At 64.5% G+C, this 19,047-nt stretch carries 23 protein-coding genes; 10 read left to right on the top strand and 13 right to left on the bottom strand.

Translation table 11 applies throughout. The features are described 5' to 3' along the window. Positions 1-196 precede the first annotated feature (196 nt). The gene (locus tag QJT78_RS40820; protein ID WP_240537751.1) at positions 197-721 is read left to right on the top strand and encodes a hypothetical protein; all 525 of its coding nucleotides are present in this window, start codon (positions 197-199) and stop codon (positions 719-721) included. A 17-nt stretch (positions 722-738) separates the two neighbouring features. Here the strand turns inward: QJT78_RS40820 and QJT78_RS40825 are convergent, their stop codons facing one another. Then, entirely contained in the window at positions 739-1,092 is a 354-nt protein-coding gene (locus QJT78_RS40825) for a cupin domain-containing protein (protein WP_028154229.1), read from the bottom strand. A 284-nt stretch (positions 1,093-1,376) separates the two neighbouring features. Between QJT78_RS40825 and QJT78_RS40830 the strand changes: the two genes are divergently transcribed. Then, complete coding sequence (locus tag QJT78_RS40830) at positions 1,377-3,350, top strand: DEAD/DEAH box helicase (protein WP_028154228.1); 1,974 nt, start codon at positions 1,377-1,379, stop codon at positions 3,348-3,350. Positions 3,351-3,426: 76 nt separating this feature from the next. On the opposite strand, the gene QJT78_RS40835 is transcribed toward QJT78_RS40830, so the two are convergent. Both QJT78_RS40835 and QJT78_RS40840 read right to left on the bottom strand, forming a co-directional pair. Beyond that, positions 3,427-3,723, bottom strand: coding sequence for a hypothetical protein (locus QJT78_RS40835; RefSeq protein ID WP_038944942.1), 297 nt, complete (start codon positions 3,721-3,723; stop codon positions 3,427-3,429). A gap of 117 nt (positions 3,724-3,840) precedes the next feature. Continuing rightward, complete coding sequence (locus QJT78_RS40840) at positions 3,841-4,347, bottom strand: GNAT family N-acetyltransferase (RefSeq protein ID WP_038944941.1); 507 nt, start codon at positions 4,345-4,347, stop codon at positions 3,841-3,843. Between the two features lie 146 nt (positions 4,348-4,493). Here QJT78_RS40840 and QJT78_RS40845 point away from each other — a divergent pair, with 146 nt between their 5' ends. Together QJT78_RS40845 and QJT78_RS40850 are read left to right on the top strand one after the other, a co-directional pair. Continuing rightward, positions 4,494-4,880 (top strand): hypothetical protein, encoded by a 387-nt coding sequence (locus QJT78_RS40845; RefSeq protein WP_028154225.1) that lies wholly within the window; start codon positions 4,494-4,496, stop codon positions 4,878-4,880. 530 nt (positions 4,881-5,410) lie between these two features. Then, positions 5,411-5,902 (top strand): phasin, encoded by a 492-nt coding sequence (locus QJT78_RS40850; protein ID WP_240537750.1) that lies wholly within the window; start codon positions 5,411-5,413, stop codon positions 5,900-5,902. 302 nt (positions 5,903-6,204) lie between these two features. On the opposite strand, the gene QJT78_RS40860 is transcribed toward QJT78_RS40850, so the two are convergent. The 3 genes from QJT78_RS40860 to QJT78_RS40870 all read right to left on the bottom strand — a co-directional run bounded on the left by QJT78_RS40860 (position 6,205) and on the right by QJT78_RS40870 (position 8,190). After that, entirely contained in the window at positions 6,205-6,999 is a 795-nt protein-coding gene (locus tag QJT78_RS40860) for a Crp/Fnr family transcriptional regulator (RefSeq protein WP_063629853.1), read from the bottom strand. 143 nt (positions 7,000-7,142) lie between these two features. Then, positions 7,143-7,571 (bottom strand): cupin domain-containing protein, encoded by a 429-nt coding sequence (locus QJT78_RS40865; protein WP_028150261.1) that lies wholly within the window; start codon positions 7,569-7,571, stop codon positions 7,143-7,145. A gap of 64 nt (positions 7,572-7,635) precedes the next feature. After that, positions 7,636-8,190 (bottom strand): PAS domain-containing protein, encoded by a 555-nt coding sequence (locus QJT78_RS40870; protein WP_028150260.1) that lies wholly within the window; start codon positions 8,188-8,190, stop codon positions 7,636-7,638. Between the two features lie 467 nt (positions 8,191-8,657). Between QJT78_RS40870 and QJT78_RS40875 the strand changes: the two genes are divergently transcribed. Both QJT78_RS40875 and QJT78_RS40880 read left to right on the top strand, forming a co-directional pair. After that, complete coding sequence (locus QJT78_RS40875) at positions 8,658-9,464, top strand: rhomboid family intramembrane serine protease (protein ID WP_028150259.1); 807 nt, start codon at positions 8,658-8,660, stop codon at positions 9,462-9,464. A gap of 190 nt (positions 9,465-9,654) precedes the next feature. Next, on the top strand, positions 9,655-10,083 hold the full coding sequence (locus QJT78_RS40880; protein WP_038944936.1) for a CBS domain-containing protein: 429 nt from the start codon (positions 9,655-9,657) through the stop codon (positions 10,081-10,083). A 19-nt stretch (positions 10,084-10,102) separates the two neighbouring features. Here the strand turns inward: QJT78_RS40880 and QJT78_RS40885 are convergent, their stop codons facing one another. Continuing rightward, entirely contained in the window at positions 10,103-11,146 is a 1,044-nt protein-coding gene (locus QJT78_RS40885; protein WP_028150257.1) for a patatin-like phospholipase family protein, read from the bottom strand. 244 nt (positions 11,147-11,390) lie between these two features. On the opposite strand from QJT78_RS40885, the gene QJT78_RS40890 reads away from it, so the two are divergent. Beyond that, on the top strand, positions 11,391-12,464 hold the full coding sequence (locus QJT78_RS40890) for a hypothetical protein (RefSeq protein WP_028150256.1): 1,074 nt from the start codon (positions 11,391-11,393) through the stop codon (positions 12,462-12,464). Positions 12,465-12,612: 148 nt separating this feature from the next. Here the strand turns inward: QJT78_RS40890 and QJT78_RS40895 are convergent, their stop codons facing one another. Further along, entirely contained in the window at positions 12,613-13,506 is an 894-nt protein-coding gene (locus QJT78_RS40895) for a LysR family transcriptional regulator (protein ID WP_028150255.1), read from the bottom strand. Between the two features lie 103 nt (positions 13,507-13,609). On the opposite strand from QJT78_RS40895, the gene QJT78_RS40900 reads away from it, so the two are divergent. Beyond that, positions 13,610-14,593: an aldo/keto reductase gene (locus tag QJT78_RS40900; protein WP_038944933.1), complete on the top strand. Its 984-nt coding sequence runs from the start codon at positions 13,610-13,612 to the stop codon at positions 14,591-14,593. Between the two features lie 276 nt (positions 14,594-14,869). Further along, entirely contained in the window at positions 14,870-15,100 is a 231-nt protein-coding gene (locus QJT78_RS40905; protein WP_014494328.1) for a hypothetical protein, read from the top strand. Positions 15,101-15,226: 126 nt separating this feature from the next. Here QJT78_RS40905 and QJT78_RS40910 read toward each other — a convergent pair whose 3' ends face one another. After that, positions 15,227-16,219 (bottom strand): zinc-dependent alcohol dehydrogenase family protein, encoded by a 993-nt coding sequence (locus QJT78_RS40910; RefSeq protein ID WP_309248373.1) that lies wholly within the window; start codon positions 16,217-16,219, stop codon positions 15,227-15,229. 103 nt (positions 16,220-16,322) lie between these two features. Between QJT78_RS40910 and QJT78_RS40915 the strand changes: the two genes are divergently transcribed. Then, positions 16,323-17,180 (top strand): LysR family transcriptional regulator, encoded by an 858-nt coding sequence (locus QJT78_RS40915; protein ID WP_038944932.1) that lies wholly within the window; start codon positions 16,323-16,325, stop codon positions 17,178-17,180. 69 nt (positions 17,181-17,249) lie between these two features. Here QJT78_RS40915 and QJT78_RS40920 read toward each other — a convergent pair whose 3' ends face one another. The 4 genes from QJT78_RS40920 to QJT78_RS40935 all read right to left on the bottom strand — a co-directional run. Continuing rightward, positions 17,250-17,651, bottom strand: a complete 402-nt coding sequence (locus QJT78_RS40920; protein ID WP_038944930.1) for a nuclear transport factor 2 family protein — start codon at positions 17,649-17,651, stop codon at positions 17,250-17,252. 11 nt (positions 17,652-17,662) lie between these two features. Further along, a complete protein-coding gene (mddA, locus tag QJT78_RS40925; protein ID WP_085965517.1) occupies positions 17,663-18,385 on the bottom strand; it encodes a methanethiol S-methyltransferase in 723 nt (240 codons plus the stop codon). A 110-nt stretch (positions 18,386-18,495) separates the two neighbouring features. Next, positions 18,496-18,759 carry a DUF1127 domain-containing protein gene (locus QJT78_RS40930; protein WP_028150249.1) on the bottom strand — a complete coding sequence of 88 codons (264 nt, stop codon included), beginning with the start codon at positions 18,757-18,759 and terminating at the stop codon, positions 18,496-18,498. A gap of 130 nt (positions 18,760-18,889) precedes the next feature. Further along, the coding region (locus QJT78_RS40935) for a transposase (RefSeq protein WP_281460545.1) at positions 18,890-19,047 on the bottom strand (158 nt) is incomplete at its 5' end.

Below are 19,047 nucleotides of genomic sequence, written 5' to 3' on the forward strand. Positions count from 1 at the left end.
GCGGGCGTGGCGTTCGCGGTTGGAGGTGATGGGGTTGGCTTCGCAACCGAATCCTACGCCGCATCAGCGCTTTACCCCTCAGGCGCACTCTTACGAATAAGACGGGCTAAAAAGTTCCATCTGGAATCCCCGATCTATCCATGTTGAAGTGAAACTTAGGCCCAGGTTCCGGCTTTCACTTTACGGGAGAGGTATCGTGAAGCGAATCCTGAAACGAATCCTGAAACCCGTTACGTACATCCTGGCGGCCATCTACTTTCTGGTGGATGCGGTCTTCATGGCCGTGGCGAGGCCAATGGGACGCTGGATTGGTCGGCATTTCGAATTCAAGTGGTTGCGCGCCTGGATCAGGTCGCTGTCCCCCTATCCCTCGCTCGCCCTGTTTTCCGTGCCCGTGATCATTCTGGAGCCGATCAAGCCGGTGGCGGCCTACCTCGCAGCAACGGGTCAGGTCGTGAGCGCCGCCGTGACTTTCATCATCGGCGAACTGCTCAAGCTCGTGCTGGTCGAGCGCCTGTTCCATCTCACCCGCGACAAGCTGATGCGGATTCCGGCGTTCGCCTGGGTGTACGGCAAGTTCACCGAGGTGAAGGCGTGGCTGCAGGCAACCGACGCCTGGCGCGCCATCCGCGCCCTGAGCCGCGCGGCGAGGGACACTGTTGTAAGGGCGAAAGCAAGGCTGGTCGGCGGCTTCAGCAGGCTGGTGACCTCCAGGGATTAGGGGCAGGCGCGTTGTCGCTATGCGAGCTTGCGCGCTGCGGCGGTGGCCTTGTCGCCCGTGTTCGGGGTGCCGGTGGGCTCGATGAGCATGAGGTGAACCTCCTCGCGTGCGACCGGGCGATGCTCGACCCCTTTGGGCACGACATAGAGTTCGCCCGGACCGAGCGTCACCGTGCGATCCCGCAATTCGATGTCCAGACTGCCTTTCAGGACGAGAAAGAAATCGTCGGTGTCGTCATGCTTGTGCCAGGTGAACTCGCCCTTCACCTTCACCACCATCACGTCGCAATCGTTGAAGGTCGTGACCGTGCGCGGCGACCAGAAATCCCCAAAGGTCGCGAGTTTGTCGGCAAGCGATATCTTGTCGGCCATGTTTCACCCCGTTGCTCTCTCGTGAGGCACGATTTGGGATCGGACGGCCGGCACGGCAAGATCGTATCCGTTAACCGGCCGAGGTGGCCGCGAACGTCCGCTGCAACCTTCAGGCGCGGTTCTTTCCCTCAAGCCATGCATCATAGGCATGGTGATTCCAGAGCACTTGGCGTAAAGAGCGCCCTGATCACATCCAGCGTGCGGCCGGGCCGTTTGCCGCGCACGCAACTCAGGTCCGCCGGTTCACCGTTCCGCGCCTGACATTAACCAAGGTTCTCCATCCCGTGTCTTTTCCGGCCCTGACCCCGCCGCTCGCCCACGCTTTGGCCGAGCGGAACTATGATTCACCCACCCCCGTCCAGCTCGCCGTGCTCGCGGACGAAGCCGCCGACCGCGACCTCCTGGTTTCGGCCCAGACCGGCTCCGGCAAGACCCTCGCTTATGGCCTCGCCATGGCCAGGGATCTGTTTGGCGATGCCGAGCGGTTCGAGCAGGCCGGGGCGCCGCTCGCCCTGATCGTGGCGCCCACCCGCGAGCTCGCCTTGCAGGTTCAGCGCGAATTGGCGTGGCTGTATGAACATGCCGGCGGGCGGGTCGTCTCCTGCGTCGGCGGCATGGATCCGCGGCGCGAGCAGCGCGAGCTTGCGGCGGGCGCTCACATCGTCGTCGGCACGCCCGGCCGGCTCTGCGATCATTTGCGGCGCGGCCGTCTCGACATCTCGGAATTGAAGGTGGTCGTCCTCGACGAGGCCGACGAGATGCTCAATCTCGGCTTTCGCGAGGACATGGAATTCATCCTCAAGACCACGCCGGAGACACGCCGCACTTTGCTGTTCTCGGCGACGTTCCCGCGCGGCATCGTGGCGCTGGCCAAGCAATATCAGCAGCAGGCGTTTCGGATCGAGGTCGCCGGCGATGAAGGCGGTCACGCCGACATCGAGTACCGCGCCATCCGGGTCGTTCCCGGTGATGTCGAACATGCCGTCGTCAACGTGCTGCGCTTCTTCGAGTCGCCGAGCGCACTGGTGTTTTGCAGCACGCGCGATGGCGTCCGGCATCTGCAGGCGGCGCTGCTGGAGCGCGGCTTCTCCGTGGTCGCGCTATCAGGCGAATTGACGCAGAACGAGCGTACGACGGCGCTCCAGTCGCTCCGGGACGGACGCGCCCGCGTCTGCGTGGCGACCGACGTCGCCGCGCGCGGCATCGACCTGCCGAGCCTCGACCTCGTCATCCATGCCGACCTGCCCAACGACGCCGAGGTCATGCAGCATCGCTCGGGCCGCACCGGTCGTGCGGGTCGAAAGGGGACAAGCGTCCTGCTGGTGCCGCCCGCGCGGCGGCGGCGCGCGGAGCTGCTGCTCAATCTCTCGGGTATCGAGGCGGTCTGGGGCACCGCGCCGCAAGCGGAGGAAATCCGCAAGCTCGATCACGAGCGCATGAAGGACGTGTTGTTCACCGAGGAGACGACCGCGGACGATCTGGTGCTGGCGCAGGCGCTGCTGGCCGAGCGGTCGGCCGAGGATATCGCAGCCGCACTCGCGCGGCTCTATCGCGCACGGCTGCCGTCGCCCGAAGACATCATCGATCCCGGCGAGCGAGCCGGCCGGTCGCGCGACGATCGCGGGCGCGACAATGTCCGCGCACCGCGCGACGATGCCCGTACTTCGCGCGGCGATGATCGCCCCGAAAGGCCTCGACCCAAATCAGGAAAATCGTCGGCGAAACACGGCATGGCGGACGGCAGCGTCTGGTTCCGGGCCAACATCGGACGAAGAAAGAATGCGGAAGCACGCTGGCTCTTGCCGATGATTTGCCGCCGCGGCGGCATCGACAAGGGCGACATCGGCGCCATCAAGATCATGGACACGACGACCGAGTTCGAGATTTCCGAGCGGGTCGCGGAATCCTTCGCTGCCAAGATCAAGCGTCCGGACAAGGAAGACAATATCCGCCTCGAACCGATGACGGATGCGCCGCAGCGGCAGGCGCCTTCGGAAGAGCGGTCAAGGCCGCCCCGGCGCGAGAGCGGCGACAGCGATCATCGCGAACGTCGCGACGATCGCCCGCGCGATGCAGCTGGATTCAAGCCCCGCGACAAGGCTCACGGCGAGCGCAGGCCGAAATTCGACGATGCTCCTTCGTTCGGAAAGAAAAAGAAGCACAAGAACAAGCCTGGCCATGCCGAGCCGGCAGTCACGCCGTGGCCGCTGAAGGGCGCGCCTGGAAAAAAGAAGGCGAAGAAAAAGCATCGGGGCTGAACTGCGCCTGACCTGCAGACAGCAATGATGCCGCCGGATTGCGCCGGCGACATCATCTGAAAAGTCAGCTGCGAACTCAGCGGCCGCCGCCGCCGCCGCCGCCACCTCCGCCGCCGCCGCCACCGCCGGCATCACGCATCGACGAGCTGTAGCGGGGGTCGGTCTGCTTCATGTAGATGGGCGAGGTGTCGTGAGTGAGGTTGACGCGGCTTCTGCCAGCCGGGGTCGGCGTCTCGACCAGGATACCGCAGCCCTCGAAGAAGGCGGAATCGCAGCCGTAGGTCCGGACCTGCGCCGCGTTGGCACTGGTTGCGCTGAACGGGACCGCTGCAGCGAATGCAATCAAAGCAACTTTCGACAATGTGAGTTTCACGGAAATTCTCCAGTCTCGGTTCGGCGAGACCAGAACGGCCCGCGCACACCTTCGACGGGGGGTGATCGAAGGCGGTTCGAGGGGCGGCTTCACGCGCGCGTGAGCCGGGCGGGGACGTTATGTCGCAGCGAGGTCGCGAAGCATGTAGGTCGCGCCTTCGCCATAGGAGGCGAGCTTTGCGCGCGCCTCCGCATCCGCCGCGACGGGCCGGAAGCCGAGACGCTCCCATAACGGCCGCGTGGCGTAGACCGAGACCAGCGCGAGCGTTGTGATGTGTGATGCGCGCGCCAGCTTCTCGATATCGGCAATATAATCGGGCGCGATACCACCGCGGAAATCGGGCAGCACGGCGACGTCGTGCACGTAGAGACAATCCGCATCATCGGGCAATTTTTGCAGGAAGCCGTTGAGCGGTGGAATCCGGTGCTGCTTCCACGGATGCGCGAGTCCGTAGCCGGCGATCTCTTCGTCGGCGATAAGCAGACGGCAGCCATCGGGATAGAGCCGTATCTTCTCCGCGAACACGTCGGGACTCTCAGGGAGATCAGGATGGATCCGCGCTGCGATCGCGCTGATCGCGACCAGGTCGGAGGTGCGCGCGGGACGCCAGTGCGGCTTGCTCATGTCGGTCCGTTGGTCGGTCTCACCCATTCAGTTTATTCCGTCGCGACGATGCGCGCAGCGAAAAATATCTTTGCCGGCGTCGCAGGAATACGAAGCGTTGCGCGGCGTCCTACCACATGCAAGCCAATTGCATGACAGGAGAACCCATGACGTCCTCGATCCGCCTCGCGCTCACGCTCGCCGTATCGCTCGCCATCATCCCCGCCGCCTTCGCCGCGCCGCCGACCAAGACCGGCAAGACCGACAAGGGCAACGTGCTCACCGACGCCAAGGGCATGACGCTCTACACCTTCGACAAGGATGCGGACGGCAAGTCGGCCTGCAACGGTCCTTGTGCGACAAACTGGCCGGTGCTGAAGGCCGAGGCGAGCGATGCCGCGGGAGACGGCTACACCGTCATCACGCGCGACGACGGATCCAGGCAGTGGGCTTACAAGGGCAAGCCGCTCTACACCTTCGCCAAGGACCAGAAGCCCGGCGACATCACCGGCGATGGCTTTCTGAACGGCGCCTGGCATCTGGCGATGCCGTGAGCGGACAATCCGCTGCGGCAATGCGAGGTGGTGTCTGACACTGACGAGATGCCACCGGTCTTTTGCCTCGGACGCAGCGCAGCGCCGTATTGGCGATGCGACGTAACGTTCAATGCGGTGCGCTGCGGTGCGGCTCCATCAACTCGCAATCAATCAATGACAGGGCGCCATCCGGAAACGGCCGAATCCTCGCCGCGCACCCCGGAGAAGGGCCACCGGCACCGGCGTCTCCGAACCGCTCGCCGGACTGATCTCAAATTGGCGGAACTAATCGCGACAACTTCAAAGAAGTAAGAATGCCGCCCGTGGCGCGCCGTCGCTTGAATCGAATTTATTCAAGTCGAGAGTCCGAAAGCGAACCGAAGGCCCGATTTTGGTTGGTCATAGTTGGTCCCGGCGGGGGCGAAAGCGGCATATCGGCAGCAGCATCCCTCCATTTGAGAGTAGGGGCACTGGTTTCCCGGTGCGGTCCGCACCTGGGAGCTTCTGGGAGTCTTCAATCCATTATCTGGTTTCGCGTGAGGGAATGAATGACCATGAATGATGCCAATCTGAAAGCCGAGACGAACGCCACTGCGCTGAACGGGACGGCGAATGGCGGTGCAATGCCCAGGTTCGACATGCCATTTTTCAACTTCCAGGCGATCTTCGGCGATCTCGCCGAGCAAGGCGCCGCGCGGGCCAAGGCAAATTTAGAGCGGATGAGGGCGGCTTCCGAGGAGGTCACCGAAGCTCTCCGCGAAGCCTGTTCGACCAATGCCACGCGTGCCGCCGATTACGGCACCAAGGTCATCGAAATATCAAACATCAATACCAGCTCCGCGCTGGAGTTCCTGTCCCAGCTTGCGGATGCGAGGTCGTTTGCGGAGGTCGTGAACCTCTCCACCACCCACAACCGCAAGACCCTTGAAGCGGCTTCTCGCCAAAACCGGGAGCTTTGGGACCTCGCCCAGAAGGTCGCAAGCGAGACGGCCGAGCCGATCAAGAAGAGTTTCAACCTGGTTCTGCACAGGGCTGCTTGAGCCGAGGCTACTGGCCGCGTGGATCGGCTGGACGAGCGTCCTCGCCAGAAGGGACGCAGTCCAGCCGAGGCGGCGAAGCCTTGCCGTGAGAAGCCTTGCCGTGAGGTGATGCCAAGCTGGAGCAAGCTGGAGGAAGTCAGGATGGGTATGGTGATGATCAAATGCCCGGAAACGGGCCACGCCATTCCGACGGGCATCGAGATGGATCGCGAAAGATTTCGGTGCAGTACGGTGTTCTTCTCGCGCACATATTGCGGGATGTGCGCGGCGACGCATGAGTGGTTCGCCAGGGAGGCCTGGGTCTATGAAACGGTCTTGGCGAACGGGAAGTCCGGGGGCGGGCAGCCGTTCCGCGCGGGCGCGGTGTGAAGCAGCCTGACGGCATCCTGCGAAACGATCCGGTCGATCCTGCGGCTCATCACCTTGTAGCACTCGCAGGCGACGACCTCGAGTCGCGGCCGATCGATCTCGAGTTGGCCGCGCCGACTGGATTTCAGGGCCCTTGAGGTTCGAAGTGCGCTCACGACGTGCGTGACGGTGGTCCGCCGGACGCCGAGCAATTCCGACAAGGTCTCTTGCGTCAGGTGCAGGACGTTACGACTGCCCTCCGTCCGATCGTGAATGTGAAGCAGCCAGCGGGCCAGCCGGGCCTCGACGGAGTGCAGTGCATTGCAGGCCGCGACGTGCAGGAATTGCGTCATCATCGCCCTGGTGACGATCTGAACCGCGCTTGCGAGGGCGGGACTGCGTTCGAGCGTCGCTTGAAATCGCGCGGGCGATATCTGCAGTGCGGTCCCGGCCACGCGGACAACCGCCGTCAGGGGGGATCGGACGGGGCCGAGCGCCGTCATGAGGCCGACGACGCCGTCGTTGCCGATCACGGCGGTCGCGGCCGTCTGGCCGTTCGGCAACTCCATGATGAGGGCGATCGCGCCGCTGCACGGGAAGCAAAGGTGCTCGACCCGGTCGCCCGATCGAACCAGGACTGCATCGTGCTGGAGCGGTACTTTCCGGAGATACGGTGCGAGCAAAGCGAAGTCGGCCGGCGGTAATGCAGCTAACAGGCGATTACCAACTCTGGTCGCGTGCTCCATCACGGGGAATCGTCCCTCGACGGAGGCCCGGCGGCGAGCAAACGCATCGTCTCCGGCCGAGCCGCGTTGCCGTGCAGGCACGTGCCCGGCAAACAGCTAAACGTCCAGCAGCAGGTAAAGTTCCAATGATGGATCGCGAGCCTGGCTCACGCGGCCGGCGCAGGCACCAGTCCGTAGCGCAGCATCGTCTCTTTCATCTTCGCGGGATCGGGTGGCGCGCCGGCCGACAGGAGCGCGGCCATCTCCGTGAAATATTGCGGGCCCAGCACCCCGGGGCTCAGGATGCACAGGCATGTTGCCGGTCCCGTCGAACGGTTGGTGAAGCCGTGCACGATGCCGCGCTTGATGAAGACCGATTCGCCGGGGCCGAGATCGTTCTGCTTGCCGTCGATCGTCCAGGTCGATACGCCGGACAGCCCGTAGATCGTTTCGTCCCAGCGGTCGTGATAATGCGGGATCGGCATCCGCGCATTCGGCTGGAGCGTCATTTCGAAGATGTCGACGCTGCCGCCGGTGTCGTCCTTGCTGTGCAGGAAGCGGAGCTGAAGCGTACCGAAACTGATGATGTCGGACATGGTTGTATCGTCCTGGTGAGAGGCTGCATCGAGGTCGCGGCGTTCGCCCTCGTCGAAACGAAAACTACCTCAGCCCCTCATACACCATCAGCCCGCGTGCGATCTGCAATTTGCGGATTGCGCGCGGCAGCAGCTTCTCCGGCTGATGCAGATAGCGCCAGGAGGTGAGGGCGAATGCGGACAACGCGCTACATTCGTCGTTGAACGGTGCGAGCACGCCGGTGACACTCACCGGCGTATGCGGGCGGGCGTTGAAGGGCAGCAGCAGCAGCTCGAGATGCGCCTTGCTGCCATCCTCGCGCGCGGCGGTGATGCCGGCGATCGCGCCTAGCGTCTCGTCGGCGACGATCGTGGTGATCTCCTCGATCTCGCTGCGGCTGGCCTCGGTGAACAGCGCCGCAAAGCTCTGGTCCTTGAGGTCGAGCCCCGCGAGCGCGCAGACGCGCGTGCCGGCGACGCGGAACGGGAAGCCGAGGTTTTGTTCGCAGGACAGCACGAAGATATCGCCGAGCAGGCCGCGGACCGCGCCCGGATCGATATCGGCCCGATCAGGGGCCCGCGCAGTGCCGCGCTTCTTGTCCCAATACGCGAAGAATGCGCGGCTCGACGGATGTTTCATGACTGAACGCTTACCCCGGGGCGCTAGCTCACGGGACAGACCTGTCCCGCTTCAGTGCACCCGCGATCCCTTTCATTGTTGTGCAGGAGGGGATTTGCAGCGTCCATGCCGTGGAGGCGTTTTAGGGCCTCCCGAGGCTGTCTTTGCGTCGTTAACGTTAAATTAACTATGCGCTTTCCGTCCGGCGCCCGGCTGCTATGGTGATCGCGGTCGCAAGCCTCGCCGCTTTCATCCAGGTTTTCGGCGGGGCCTGTACACGGGCGTCAAACAGTTTGGTCACGGGCCGCGGGGAGGGGTGGGGATACACCTTATTCCTCTGGGTACCGGAAGACCGACACGGATAGGCAGGGCTTTCCCAGGGCCCTGCCTTTTCCTTTTGTGCACTTGCGCAAGGCCGGCAAAGGCGACTATCTCCAAGGCCTGTCGTTAAGCCTGTCGCTCCGATCGCGCCTGAAAGCGAAGCTGCCTTGGATTCCCCGCAAGATTCTCCGCCTGAGCCACCGGCTGCCGTCGAGGAAGCTCCGCGCGAGCCGATCCTGACGCTGCCAATCGCGCTGACCGCCTATATCCTTCTTTTGGCGGTGATCCATCTACGGGTGCTGCTGCCGCCGGAACTCGAGAACTGGACCATCGACGTCTTCGGCTTCATCCCGAAGCGCTACGATTCCTCGCTGCTCAATCTGCAAATCCCCGGCGGAGCCGGCGCCAAGGTCTGGACCTTCGTCACCTATTCGCTGCTGCATGCCAATCTGACCCATCTCGGCTTCAACGTGCTGTGGCTGCTGCCGTTCGGCAGCGCGCTGGCGCGGCGCTTTGGTGCGATCAGGTTCTTCCTGTTTCTCGCGGTGACGGCAGCGGCCGGCGCGCTCGCCCATCTCGTCACCCATGAGCACGCGGTGGCGCCGATGATCGGCGCCTCGGCCTCGGTGTCCGGCGCGATGGCGGCGGCGATCCGCTTTGCCTTTGTCCGCGGCAGCTTCCTGTCGTTCAACCGATCAGACGCCGATACCGCCGCAAGGGTTCCGGCACTGCCACTGTCGCGTGCACTCCGCGACGGGCGGGTGGTCGGGTTCCTCGCCGTTTGGTTCGGCGTCAACATCATCTTCGGCGTCGGCGCGATCGGCGTCGATTCCGAAACCACGAGCGTCGCCTGGCAGGCGCATATCGGCGGCTTCTTCGCGGGCCTTCTGCTGTTCGCGCTGTTCGATCCCGTGCCGCGCGTGCGAAACGATGCTGCGGATGCGTCATCACAGGACATTTCAAACCGCATTTGAAGCGGCGCTTGCGGCGCCGCCCGAATTCATCCATCATTTCCGACAAGAATGTTCCGAAGCGACAAGCCGCTAGCGGCGATGCTTCGCAGAGCGCCTCAGCGTGCAACCGGCGCCTAAACTGTTAGTTGAAGACTCGACGAACAAGTCCGGACCGCGAAATGCGGACGGATCCGATTCAGGGAGGCCGACAATGACGGTACGTTCCATTCTCAACACCAAGGGCCACCAGATCATGAGCGTCGAGCCCGACGCCAAGCTGGCTGCCGCGGTCAAACTGCTCGGCGAGAAGAAGATCGGCGCGGTGCTGGTGATGAACCAGAGCCGGCTCGAAGGCATCCTGTCCGAGCGCGACATCGTGCGCGTGATCGGCGAGCGCGGCGCCGGCGCGCTGGAGGAGCCGGTCTCTCAGGTCATGACCCGCAAGGTCGTGACCTGCAAGGAGACCGACACGGTCGCCGAGCTGATGGAGACGATGACCACCCGCAAGTTCCGCCATCTGCCCGTCGTCGACGGCGGCAAGGTGGTGGGCCTGATCTCGATCGGCGACATCGTCAAGCGCCGCGTCCAGGAATACGAGGCCGAGCAGGAAGCTCTGCGCGACTACATCAAGACGGCCTGAGCGGCCTTACTCGCCGGCCTCATTCGTCTGCCTTGGGCTCGCCCGTCTTGGGCGCGTTGCCCGCGGGCGCCGGCGCGAGCACCTCGATCGCCTCCTGGATCGACTCCAGCGCGCGCTCGGCGGCGCGGGTGCCGTGCGCGATCAGATCCTCGCCGCGGTGGAAGTCGAACCAGCCGAAATGACCGACCCGCGGCGTGATCAGGAGATCGGGCGGATCGCCGGCGAGGCGCGCGCGGGTAATGCGGTCCTGCATGATGTTGAAGGCGTCGACCATCACCGAGGAGATGCCGGGCCGTCCGGCGCCGCCGAAGAACTCGCGCTTCATGGTTTTCTCGGGCGAGAACAATCGCGGAAAGCGCCGCTTCGCCGTGGTCGCCTCGGCCGCCGGCGGGACCGTCTCGGGCACCGCGCCGTGCGAATAGATCGTCGTGGAATGGGTGAAGATGTCGCTGGAAAGATTTGCGGCGATGACGATTTCGGCGCCGAGCGCGCGGGCGGCCGAGACCGGCACCGGATTCACCAGCGCGCCGTCGACCAGCCAGCGGTCACCGATCAGGACCGGCGAGAAGATGCCGGGCAGCGCGTAGGAGGCGCGCATGGCGTCGACCACGCGGCCGCGCGTCAGCCAGATCTCGTGGCCGGTACGGACCTCGGTTGCGACGGCGGCGAACTTGATCGGAAGATCCTCGATCAGGGTCTGGCCGACCGCATCCTCGAGCCGTGTCGCCAGCTTCTCACCGCCGATCAGGCCGGAGCCGCTCAGTCGGATGTCGAGATAGCCGAGGATGTTGCGCATCCCCTGCAGGCTGCGTCCCCACTCCTGCAGCGTATCGAGTCGGCCGGCCGCATAGAGGCCGCCGACCACGGCGCCGATCGAGGTGCCGACCACGACGTCAGGCACGATGCCATTGGCGGCCAGGGTTCTGAGGATGCCGATATGGGCAAAGCCGCGCGCCGCGCCACCGCCCAGCGCGAGGCCAATGACCGGCCGACGCACGCTGCCAAGACCGACCTTCTCTCCATTGGAGCCGTTCGCGCCCCGACCCTTCAAGATATCAAGCACCGAAACCCTCCTACCCCGGGCCAGCCCTCACAGCAGAGTAGGCGCCGTACTTCCGCTCCGCCAGAACGAGGGCAAAGCATGGTTTATACCGTTCGGGAAGCAGGGGGCAGGAGTGTGGCGAGGAGCGGCTGCCTCCCGTTTAATCACGCAGGCGTCAACCGGGTTCCAAAGAACTGTATCCGGCCGTATTCCCCGGGGATTCGGAGGCTTGAATTTGCCGCGTTTTCGGTGAAAAGCAGGTGGCATGACTCTCGGGGGTGACGGCATCATCGGATGGCGGCGCAGCACATCGCTGCTGCCGACCCTGATCCTTGCTGCCTGCCTCTCTATCCTTGGTCAAAATGCAGCGCGGGCGCAGCTTTTCTCCGATCGGCCGCCCCCGGTGCCGCCCGCCTCGGTGCCCGATCCGGGCGGCGCCGTCAGCCTTGCGCCCCCCTCAGGCCCGGGCGCTGCGCCGCCGAGCCTGCCGCCGACCCTGCTGCAGCCGAACACGCCCAGCATGCCGCCGCCCGCGGTCAGCACCGTGCCGGCGGCCCCGCCGCTCAACGCGGCCGTGCCCGGCCAGGGCGTTCTGTCGCTGACCGCGAAATACGGCAAGGACACACCCGCGATCACCAGCGGCCTGGTCTGGCGCGTGTTTGCCGACCGTCCTGACGAGAACGGCACCTTCAAGCTGATCCGCGAGGATCGGAACGCCACGCCGAACATCGTGCTGCCGCCGGGCAATTACGTCGTGCATGTCGCCTTCGGCCTCGTCAGTGCGGTGCGAACCGTCAGCCTGAAGGCCGAGACCGACCGCGAATCCTTCGTGCTGCCGGCCGGCGGCCTGCGCATCGAGGGGCGCGTCGGCACCAGCCGCATTCCGCAGAACCAGATCTCGTTCGCGATCTACAAGGGCAGCCAGTTCGAGTCCGGCGAGCGCGCCTCGCTGGTCCCGAACGTCGCCGCCGGCGACGTCGTGCTGATCCCGGAGGGCACCTACTACATCATCTCCAATTATGGCGACGCCAATTCGGTGGTGCGCTCGGACATCCGCGTCCAGGCCGGCAAGCTCACCGACGTCACCATCACCCATCGCGCCGCCGTGATCACGCTGAAGCTCGTCAGCGACAGGGGCGGCGAGGCGCTCGCCAACACCGCCTGGTCGGTGCTGACCCCCGGCGGCGACGTCATCAAGGAATCGATTGGCGCCTTCCCGCGCGTCGTGCTCTCCGAGGGCGAATACCGCGCCATCGCCAAGAACGAGGGCAAGGTCTACGAGCGCGGCTTCAACGTCGTCAACGGCGTCGACGGCGAAGTGGAAGTGGTCGCGCGCTAGTCTCGTGTCCCGGACGCGGGGCGGCATGCAATGCCGCTCCGCCGGGACCCATCTCTCACAGAATGATGTGCCGCTCTATAGGCCCCGGCTCAGCAGCGCACCGCTGAAGAAGCGCTGCGCTGCGTCCGGGGCACGAGAGCTCGCCCCGTCACTTCCGATAGCGCAGCGCCTCCACCAGCACGGCGAACGCCGGCGTCGGCTGCCGACGGCTCGGATAATAGAGGTGATAGCCCGCAAACGGTGTGCACCAGTCGGCGAGCACGCGGATCAGCCGGCCGTCGGCGATCTCGCGCTTGACGAGATCGTCGGGGATATAGGCAAGGCCAAGCCCCGCCAGCACGGCATTCATCCTGAGCAGGCCGGTGTTGAACACGAGCTGGCCGTCGACCCGCACCTTCATCGCGCGTCCGCGCTTCTCGAACTCCCAGGCATAGATCCCGCCATAGGTCGGCAGGCGGAGGTTGATGCAATTGTGCTCGGTGAGATCCTGCGGCAGCTTCGGCTTGCCCCGCGCGGCGAAATAGGCGGGCGCGCCGACCACGGCCATGCGCATCTCCGGCCCGATCCGCACCGCGATCATGTCCCTGGCGACCTGCTCGCCGAGGCGCACGCCGGCATCGTAGCGCTCGGCGACGATGTCCGTCAGGCCATAGTCGACGACGAGCTCGACCTTGATATCGGGGTAGCGCGGCAGCAGCTTTGCGAGCGCCGGCCACAGCACCGTCTGCGCGGCGTGCTCGCCGGTGGTGATGCGGACGGTGCCCGCCGGCGTCTCGCGGAGCGCGGTCAGCGCCGACAGCTCTGCGTCGATCTCCGCAAAGCGCGGCCCGACATTGCGGAGCAGACGTTCGCCGGCTTCCGTTGGCGCGACGCTGCGGGTGGTGCGGGTGAGCAGCCGCAGGCCGAGCCGTTCCTCCAGGCCGCGCACAGTGTGGCTGAGCGCCGACTGCGACACGCCGAGCTGGGCTGCCGCGCGGGTAAAGCTGCGCTCGCGCGCAACCGCAAGGAAGGCCAGGAGGTCATTGACGTTGGTGCGGGTCATTCATGAATCCATCTCATCAGTACATACCGATTTTATCATCTAATCGCAGGCCGGCGCGTGGCCTAAATTCGCTGCCGAACATGAACTTGAGGGAGAGCTGACGATGCAGATGCGAACACTGGGCAAGAGCGGCCTCGAGGTCTCGGCCCTCGGCCTCGGCTGCATGGGCCTGAGCTACGGTTATGGCCCGGCGACCGAGACGTCGCAGGCGATCGCGCTGATCAGGACTGCGGTCGCGCGCGGTGTGACCTTCTTCGACACCGCCGAGGCCTATGGGCCCTTTGCCAACGAGGAGCTGCTCGGCGAGGCGCTTCAGCCATTCCGCGACAAGGTCGTGATCGCCACCAAGTTCGGCTTCAAGGGCGGCAAGGTCGAGGCCGGGCTCGACAGCCGGCCCGCCAACGTCAAGGCGGTGGCGGAGGCAGCGCTGAAGCGGCTCAAGACCGATCGCATCGATCTGTTCTACCAGCACCGCGTCGATCCCGACGTGCCGGTCGAGGAGACCGCGGGCGCGGTCAAGGATCTGATCCAGGCCGGCAAGGTGCTGCATTTTGGCCTGTCGGAGGCGGGTGCGCAGACCATTCGCCGCGCCCATGCGGTGCAGCCCGTGACCGCATTGCAAAGCGAGTATTCGCTGTGGTGGCGCGAGCCGGAGCAGGAGATCCTGCCGACGCTGGAAGAGCTCGGCATCGGCTTCGTTCCGTTCAGCCCGCTCGGCAAGGGTTTTCTCACCGGCGCGATCACCGAGAGCACGACGTTCGATGCGAGCGACTTCCGCAACATCGTGCCGCGCTTCTCATCCAGCGCACGCAAATCCAATCAGACCCTCGTCGATCTGCTCGGCGAGATCGCCCCAACGAAGAAGGCGACGCCGGCGCAGATCGCGTTGGCCTGGCTGCTCGCGCAGAAGCCGTGGATCGTGCCGATCCCCGGCACCACCAAACTGCACCGGCTCGAGGAAAATCTCGGCGCGGCTGCGGTGACGCTGTCGGACGCGGATCTCACTGCAATCGCAGGGGTGCTGTCCAAGGTCGCCGTGCAGGGCGACCGCTATCCTGCGCATCTCCAGGCGCGAGTCGGCCGCTGAGCTGCGGCGTGATTGTCCGGTGAGCGTTCGCTTACCGGGCATACGCGTCTTGTGTTCCGGCTTGAATACCTTTGCTAGCGCTACCAAGCAGCGTTGCAAGCAGCGTTGAAGGAATCGATTAACACCGCCAGCACAGGCTTATTCCGCAAGCGTCGCGACTTCGTCATAGCCGGTGGAAGATACGGATTTCCGATAATCAATTTTATTCTCTTTCCGTCCTGCTGCGCTATATGTCGGGCATCCGTCTAACGGGGGAGGCCGGAGCAGGCGCATGACTTGCGAGACCGGCAGAAGCAGGGGACCAAGCCCGTCGGCATGTTTGAAGTGATCATCACCAGGCGTAAGCGGTTTGGCTGGCGATGGCAGGTGTGCCAGTCCGGCAAGATATTTGCCGATGGCTTCGAGCGCACCCGGCCGTCCGCCAAATATCATGGCGAGCGCGCACTGTTCTTCCTGTTGTCGCAGGCTTACCTGCGCAATCGCTCTGCGGCGGCCAGCGAGGACTAGTTGCGCGTAGCGCGAAGCGCCGCGCCTCCGTAGCCCGGATGGAGCGAAGCGTAATCCGGGACCTTCGCGTGTCTTGGCCGAGAACCCCGGATTACGCTGCGCTCCATCCAGGCTACGAGCCTCACCTCAGATGTCGACGACCAGCTTGCCCTTGGCGGCGTGATCCCGGATCAGAGCGTAGGCATCGCCAACACTCTCCAGCGTGAAGCGCCTTGCATCGACCAGCGGCGCGAGCTTGCCGGCTTCAACCAGGCGCGTTGCCTCCGCCATGATCTCACCGTGATGCGCGCGGCCTTCGCCTGATAGCAGCGGCAGCAGCGTGAACACACCGGAATAGCTGGCGGCGCGGAACGACAGCGGCGCAAGCGCGTGCGTGCCCCAGCCCAGCGCGCTCACCACGTGGCCAAAACGGCGCACGGCTTCGAAGGAGGCATCGAGCACCTTGCCGCCGACGGTGTCGTAGACGATGTCGAAGCCGCGGCCGCCGGTATGCTCTGCAACGTAAGCTTCGATCGCAGTGCCGCGGTCGATGAACACAGCGCCAAAGCCTTCGATGGTGGCGCGCTGCGCTGCCGAGCCCGTCGCGAACACGTCTGCTCCGATGGCGCGCGCGATCTGGATCGCGACATGGCCGACGCCGCCGGCACCGCCATGAATCAAAACCTTCTGGCCGGCCTTCAGCGCCGCGCGATCGATCAGGCCTTCCCAGGCCGTGATGAAGGTCAGCGGCAGGGCGGCCGCTTCGCGCATGCTGAGATTGGCGGGCTTGGGCGCCAGCAGGTCGGCATCGACCGCGGCGAACTCGGCGAGCGATCCCGGCACGCCGCCGACGCCGCCGGTCATGCCATAGACCTCGTCGCCCGGCTTGAACCGCGTCACGTCGCGCCCGGTCTGCTCGACCACGCCGGCGAGATCGATTCCGAGAATGGCGGGCAGCGGATGACGCGCATGTGCTGCCGCGCCGGCATGAATCTTGGTGTCGAGCGGATTGACCCCGCTCGCATGCACCCGCACCAGCACCTCGCGCGGCCCGACCTCGGGCGTGGAGACGGTTGAGAGGCGCAGCGGCGCGTTGTGGGTCTCCAGGATCGCAGCCCGCATCGTCGATTGTCTCGTCATGATCGTCTTGCTCCGTTGTTGGCCTCCAATATGCCCATGAATTTTTGCATGAGAAGGAACAAGAATGTACGATAATCGTGCATTTCTGTATGAGGTCATTTCGATGGACTGGAGCGATCTGCGCATCTTCCTGGCGATTGCGCGCGAAGGCACGCTCGGAGCTGCCGCGCGCAAGATCGGCCAGACCCAGCCGACGATGGGGCGGCGGCTTCGCGCGCTCGAAACCGCGCTGGGACAAACGCTGTTCCAGCGTACCGCCGATGGTTTTGTGCTGACCGACGAGGGCGCCGCCGTGCTGCGCCATGCCGAGCGGATCGAGGAGGAGGCGCTCGCGCTTCAGCGCCACGCCTCGGGTGCGGAGACGCAGCTCGACGGCATGCTGCGCCTGTCGTCGTCGGACTGGTTCGGCACGGTGATGCTGTCGCCGGTCATCGCCGCCTTCGGCAAGCGCCATCCCAAGGTGACCGTCGAGCTCCTGACCGACGCGCGCCTCTACAGCCTGCCGCGGCGCGAGGCCGATCTCGTCTTCCGCATCAAGCCGTTCAGTGAGCCCGAGGTGATCTCGAGAAAACTGCTCTACATTCCCTACGCGCTGTATGGCAGGAAGGGCAGGAAGGGCAGCAAGCCGCCGCGCGCCGGCGACGGCAGCGGCGCCCGCGTCGTCACCATGAATGCCGAATTCGCCGACATGCCAGATGCGATCTGGTTGAAGCGCACGCTGCCGAATGCGGAGATCGCCTCGCGCAGCAACAACCGGCAGGCGCAGGCGGAGCTGTGTGCCGGCGGCGGCGGGTTCGCCGTGCTGCCACGCCCCCTCGGCGACTGCGACCGCCGTCTCGTCGCGCTCGACATCGGCGCCACGCCGCCCGGCCGCGACACGTATGTCGGCTATCACCGCGATCTCAGGCGCCTGGCGCGCCTGCGCGCGCTGCTCGATCTCGTGATCGAACGGTTGGCATGACGGCCTGCAGGGTGGATTAGCCTTTCGGCCGTGCGAAGCGCAGTCGACAGGCGTAACTCACCCTACGGACTAGATTCGCTCGAAACAATCGTAGTTGCGAATCCTGAAGATCAGCCCGTCACGGAATTCGAAGAACTGCGCAAAACGGGCGCGCATAGTGTCGCCGGGAGCAAGCTTGCCGACGCCGACCGCCAGTGTTGCAGTCCAGATCGTCTCCATCACCACGCAATTGCCTGACGCAAGGGCGTTGACGATTTCGAACGATTGCGAGGCAAGGATGTAACGGGATCTGTCGTAAGACGCTCGCAAGTTGATGAAATCGCGCACTGCGCCCTGCGGCAGGAGAAGGTTTGGAAATTCCTCCTGCACGATATCATCGGCATAAAAGGCCTCGACGGTCTGGCGGGGCTTCGCCGCAGCGACTGCCGCGACGAAGGCTTTTGCACGATCGATCAAATCCTGCCCGGTCACGATGGTGCCTTTCAGAAAAGGCCCGGCAACAGCATCGCGACGCGCTTCCGATACTTTCGGTACTCGTCGCCGAAGAGCGCCACCAGATCGCGCTCCTCGAGCCAGATGCCGACGAAGATATAGGCCGTTGTCACTGATGCGAACATCAGGTGTCCGAGCGTCATCACCGGTGTCGACCAGAAGGCGATGATGAACCCCAGATAGATCGGGTGGCGGATGAAGCGATACAGGCCCGGCGTCTTGAACTTGACGGGCGCGGTGAGCCGGCCGGCGAAATGGCTGATAACCTGTGTCAAGCCGAACAGTTCGAAATGGCTGATGAGGAATGTGCTGTAGAGCACAATCAGCCAGCCCAGGAACTCGCCCGCAATCACGAGCCCGGCCAAGGCGGGAGACTCGATGTTCCAGATGACCGTCGGAATCGGTTGCCATTGCCAGAACAGCAGCAAGAGCGTCAGGCTTGCCAGCAGCACGTAGCTGGAGCGCTCGATGACCGGCGAAGCGAAGCGCGCGAACAGCCGCTTGAACCCCTGCCGCGCCATGCCGCTATGCTGAACCGCGAAGGTCGATAGCAACAGCAGATTGATGGCGAGCGCGTTGGTTAGCGAGGTCGGCGCGCCGGTGTCGATGGTCTTGGGCACGATATATTGCGTGACGAAGCCGATGGCATAGAGGAACGTGCCCAGAAAGATCAAATAGGCACTGGTCCCGTAGACGAGGGCCGCGGACTTCATCGCCAGCGCGAAGGGGCGAGTGGGTGCTGTACCTGGCCCGTTTTGAATCGTGATAGACATCATCTTCTCCTGGTCTTTGGCGAGGATCGAATTGAACTGATGTGGTCGTCTCACGCCTGCCGGAAGCGGCTCCATCGAGACCGAGCAGCGCGTTCGATGAGGTCATCGAACGGGCCGCGATAGAGACCCACATCCTTCAACGCCCGGTCGTCCAGCGGGCGCAGGGCGGCGAGCGCCGCCCGGCGCTCGTGATGGGCAATGGCGGCGGCGATCCAACCGTTCAGCAGGCGCCGGAACCTCGCGAGAAGCAGCGGAATGCCTCGGCGCCCGAAGGGCGCCGCGAGGCTTGATGTGGATAGGGAAATCAGGGTCACGTGTTTGTGCCTTTTCAAATGTGCGCCGGGTAGCGCGTTGTCTCCTTTCTAGAGGACGGCGGTGAGCGGCTCGTCAGGGCAGGCGTGAAAAAACCGTCAAAAACGCGGTCGAGGCTGCTAGGGTCCAGACTCAATTGAGCCAATATGCGACGAGAGCGGCGAGATGAACAGCGGCCAAAAAATTACGGGCGAGCTTGTCATATCGCGTGGCGATGCGCCGGAAGTCCTTGAGCCTGCAAAAGCAGCGTTCGATGACATTTCGTCCTTTGTAGGCGCGTTTGTTGAAGC

The organism is Bradyrhizobium sp. Mp27, assembly GCF_029953005.1.
GTDB lineage: Bacteria > Pseudomonadota > Alphaproteobacteria > Rhizobiales > Xanthobacteraceae > Bradyrhizobium > Bradyrhizobium barranii.

What these genes read in the sequence shown, in the direction of transcription:
- QJT78_RS40825 (WP_028154229.1), bottom strand. Translation starts at nt 1,092, where the DNA reads ATGGCCGACAAGATATCGCTTGCCGACAAACTCGCGACCTTTGGGGAT.
- QJT78_RS40840 (WP_038944941.1), bottom strand. Translation starts at nt 4,347, where the DNA reads ATGAGCAAGCCGCACTGGCGTCCCGCGCGCACCTCCGACCTGGTCGCG.
- QJT78_RS40845 (WP_028154225.1), top strand. Translation starts at nt 4,494, where the DNA reads ATGACGTCCTCGATCCGCCTCGCGCTCACGCTCGCCGTATCGCTCGCC.
- QJT78_RS40850 (WP_240537750.1), top strand. Translation starts at nt 5,411, where the DNA reads ATGACCATGAATGATGCCAATCTGAAAGCCGAGACGAACGCCACTGCG.
- QJT78_RS40865 (WP_028150261.1), bottom strand. Translation starts at nt 7,571, where the DNA reads ATGTCCGACATCATCAGTTTCGGTACGCTTCAGCTCCGCTTCCTGCAC.
- QJT78_RS40870 (WP_028150260.1), bottom strand. Translation starts at nt 8,190, where the DNA reads ATGAAACATCCGTCGAGCCGCGCATTCTTCGCGTATTGGGACAAGAAG.
- QJT78_RS40880 (WP_038944936.1), top strand. Translation starts at nt 9,655, where the DNA reads ATGACGGTACGTTCCATTCTCAACACCAAGGGCCACCAGATCATGAGC.
- QJT78_RS40890 (WP_028150256.1), top strand. Translation starts at nt 11,391, where the DNA reads ATGACTCTCGGGGGTGACGGCATCATCGGATGGCGGCGCAGCACATCG.
- QJT78_RS40895 (WP_028150255.1), bottom strand. Translation starts at nt 13,506, where the DNA reads ATGACCCGCACCAACGTCAATGACCTCCTGGCCTTCCTTGCGGTTGCG.
- QJT78_RS40900 (WP_038944933.1), top strand. Translation starts at nt 13,610, where the DNA reads ATGCAGATGCGAACACTGGGCAAGAGCGGCCTCGAGGTCTCGGCCCTC.
- QJT78_RS40910 (WP_309248373.1), bottom strand. Translation starts at nt 16,219, where the DNA reads ATGACGAGACAATCGACGATGCGGGCTGCGATCCTGGAGACCCACAAC.
- QJT78_RS40915 (WP_038944932.1), top strand. Translation starts at nt 16,323, where the DNA reads ATGGACTGGAGCGATCTGCGCATCTTCCTGGCGATTGCGCGCGAAGGC.
- mddA (WP_085965517.1), bottom strand. Translation starts at nt 18,385, where the DNA reads ATGAAGTCCGCGGCCCTCGTCTACGGGACCAGTGCCTATTTGATCTTT.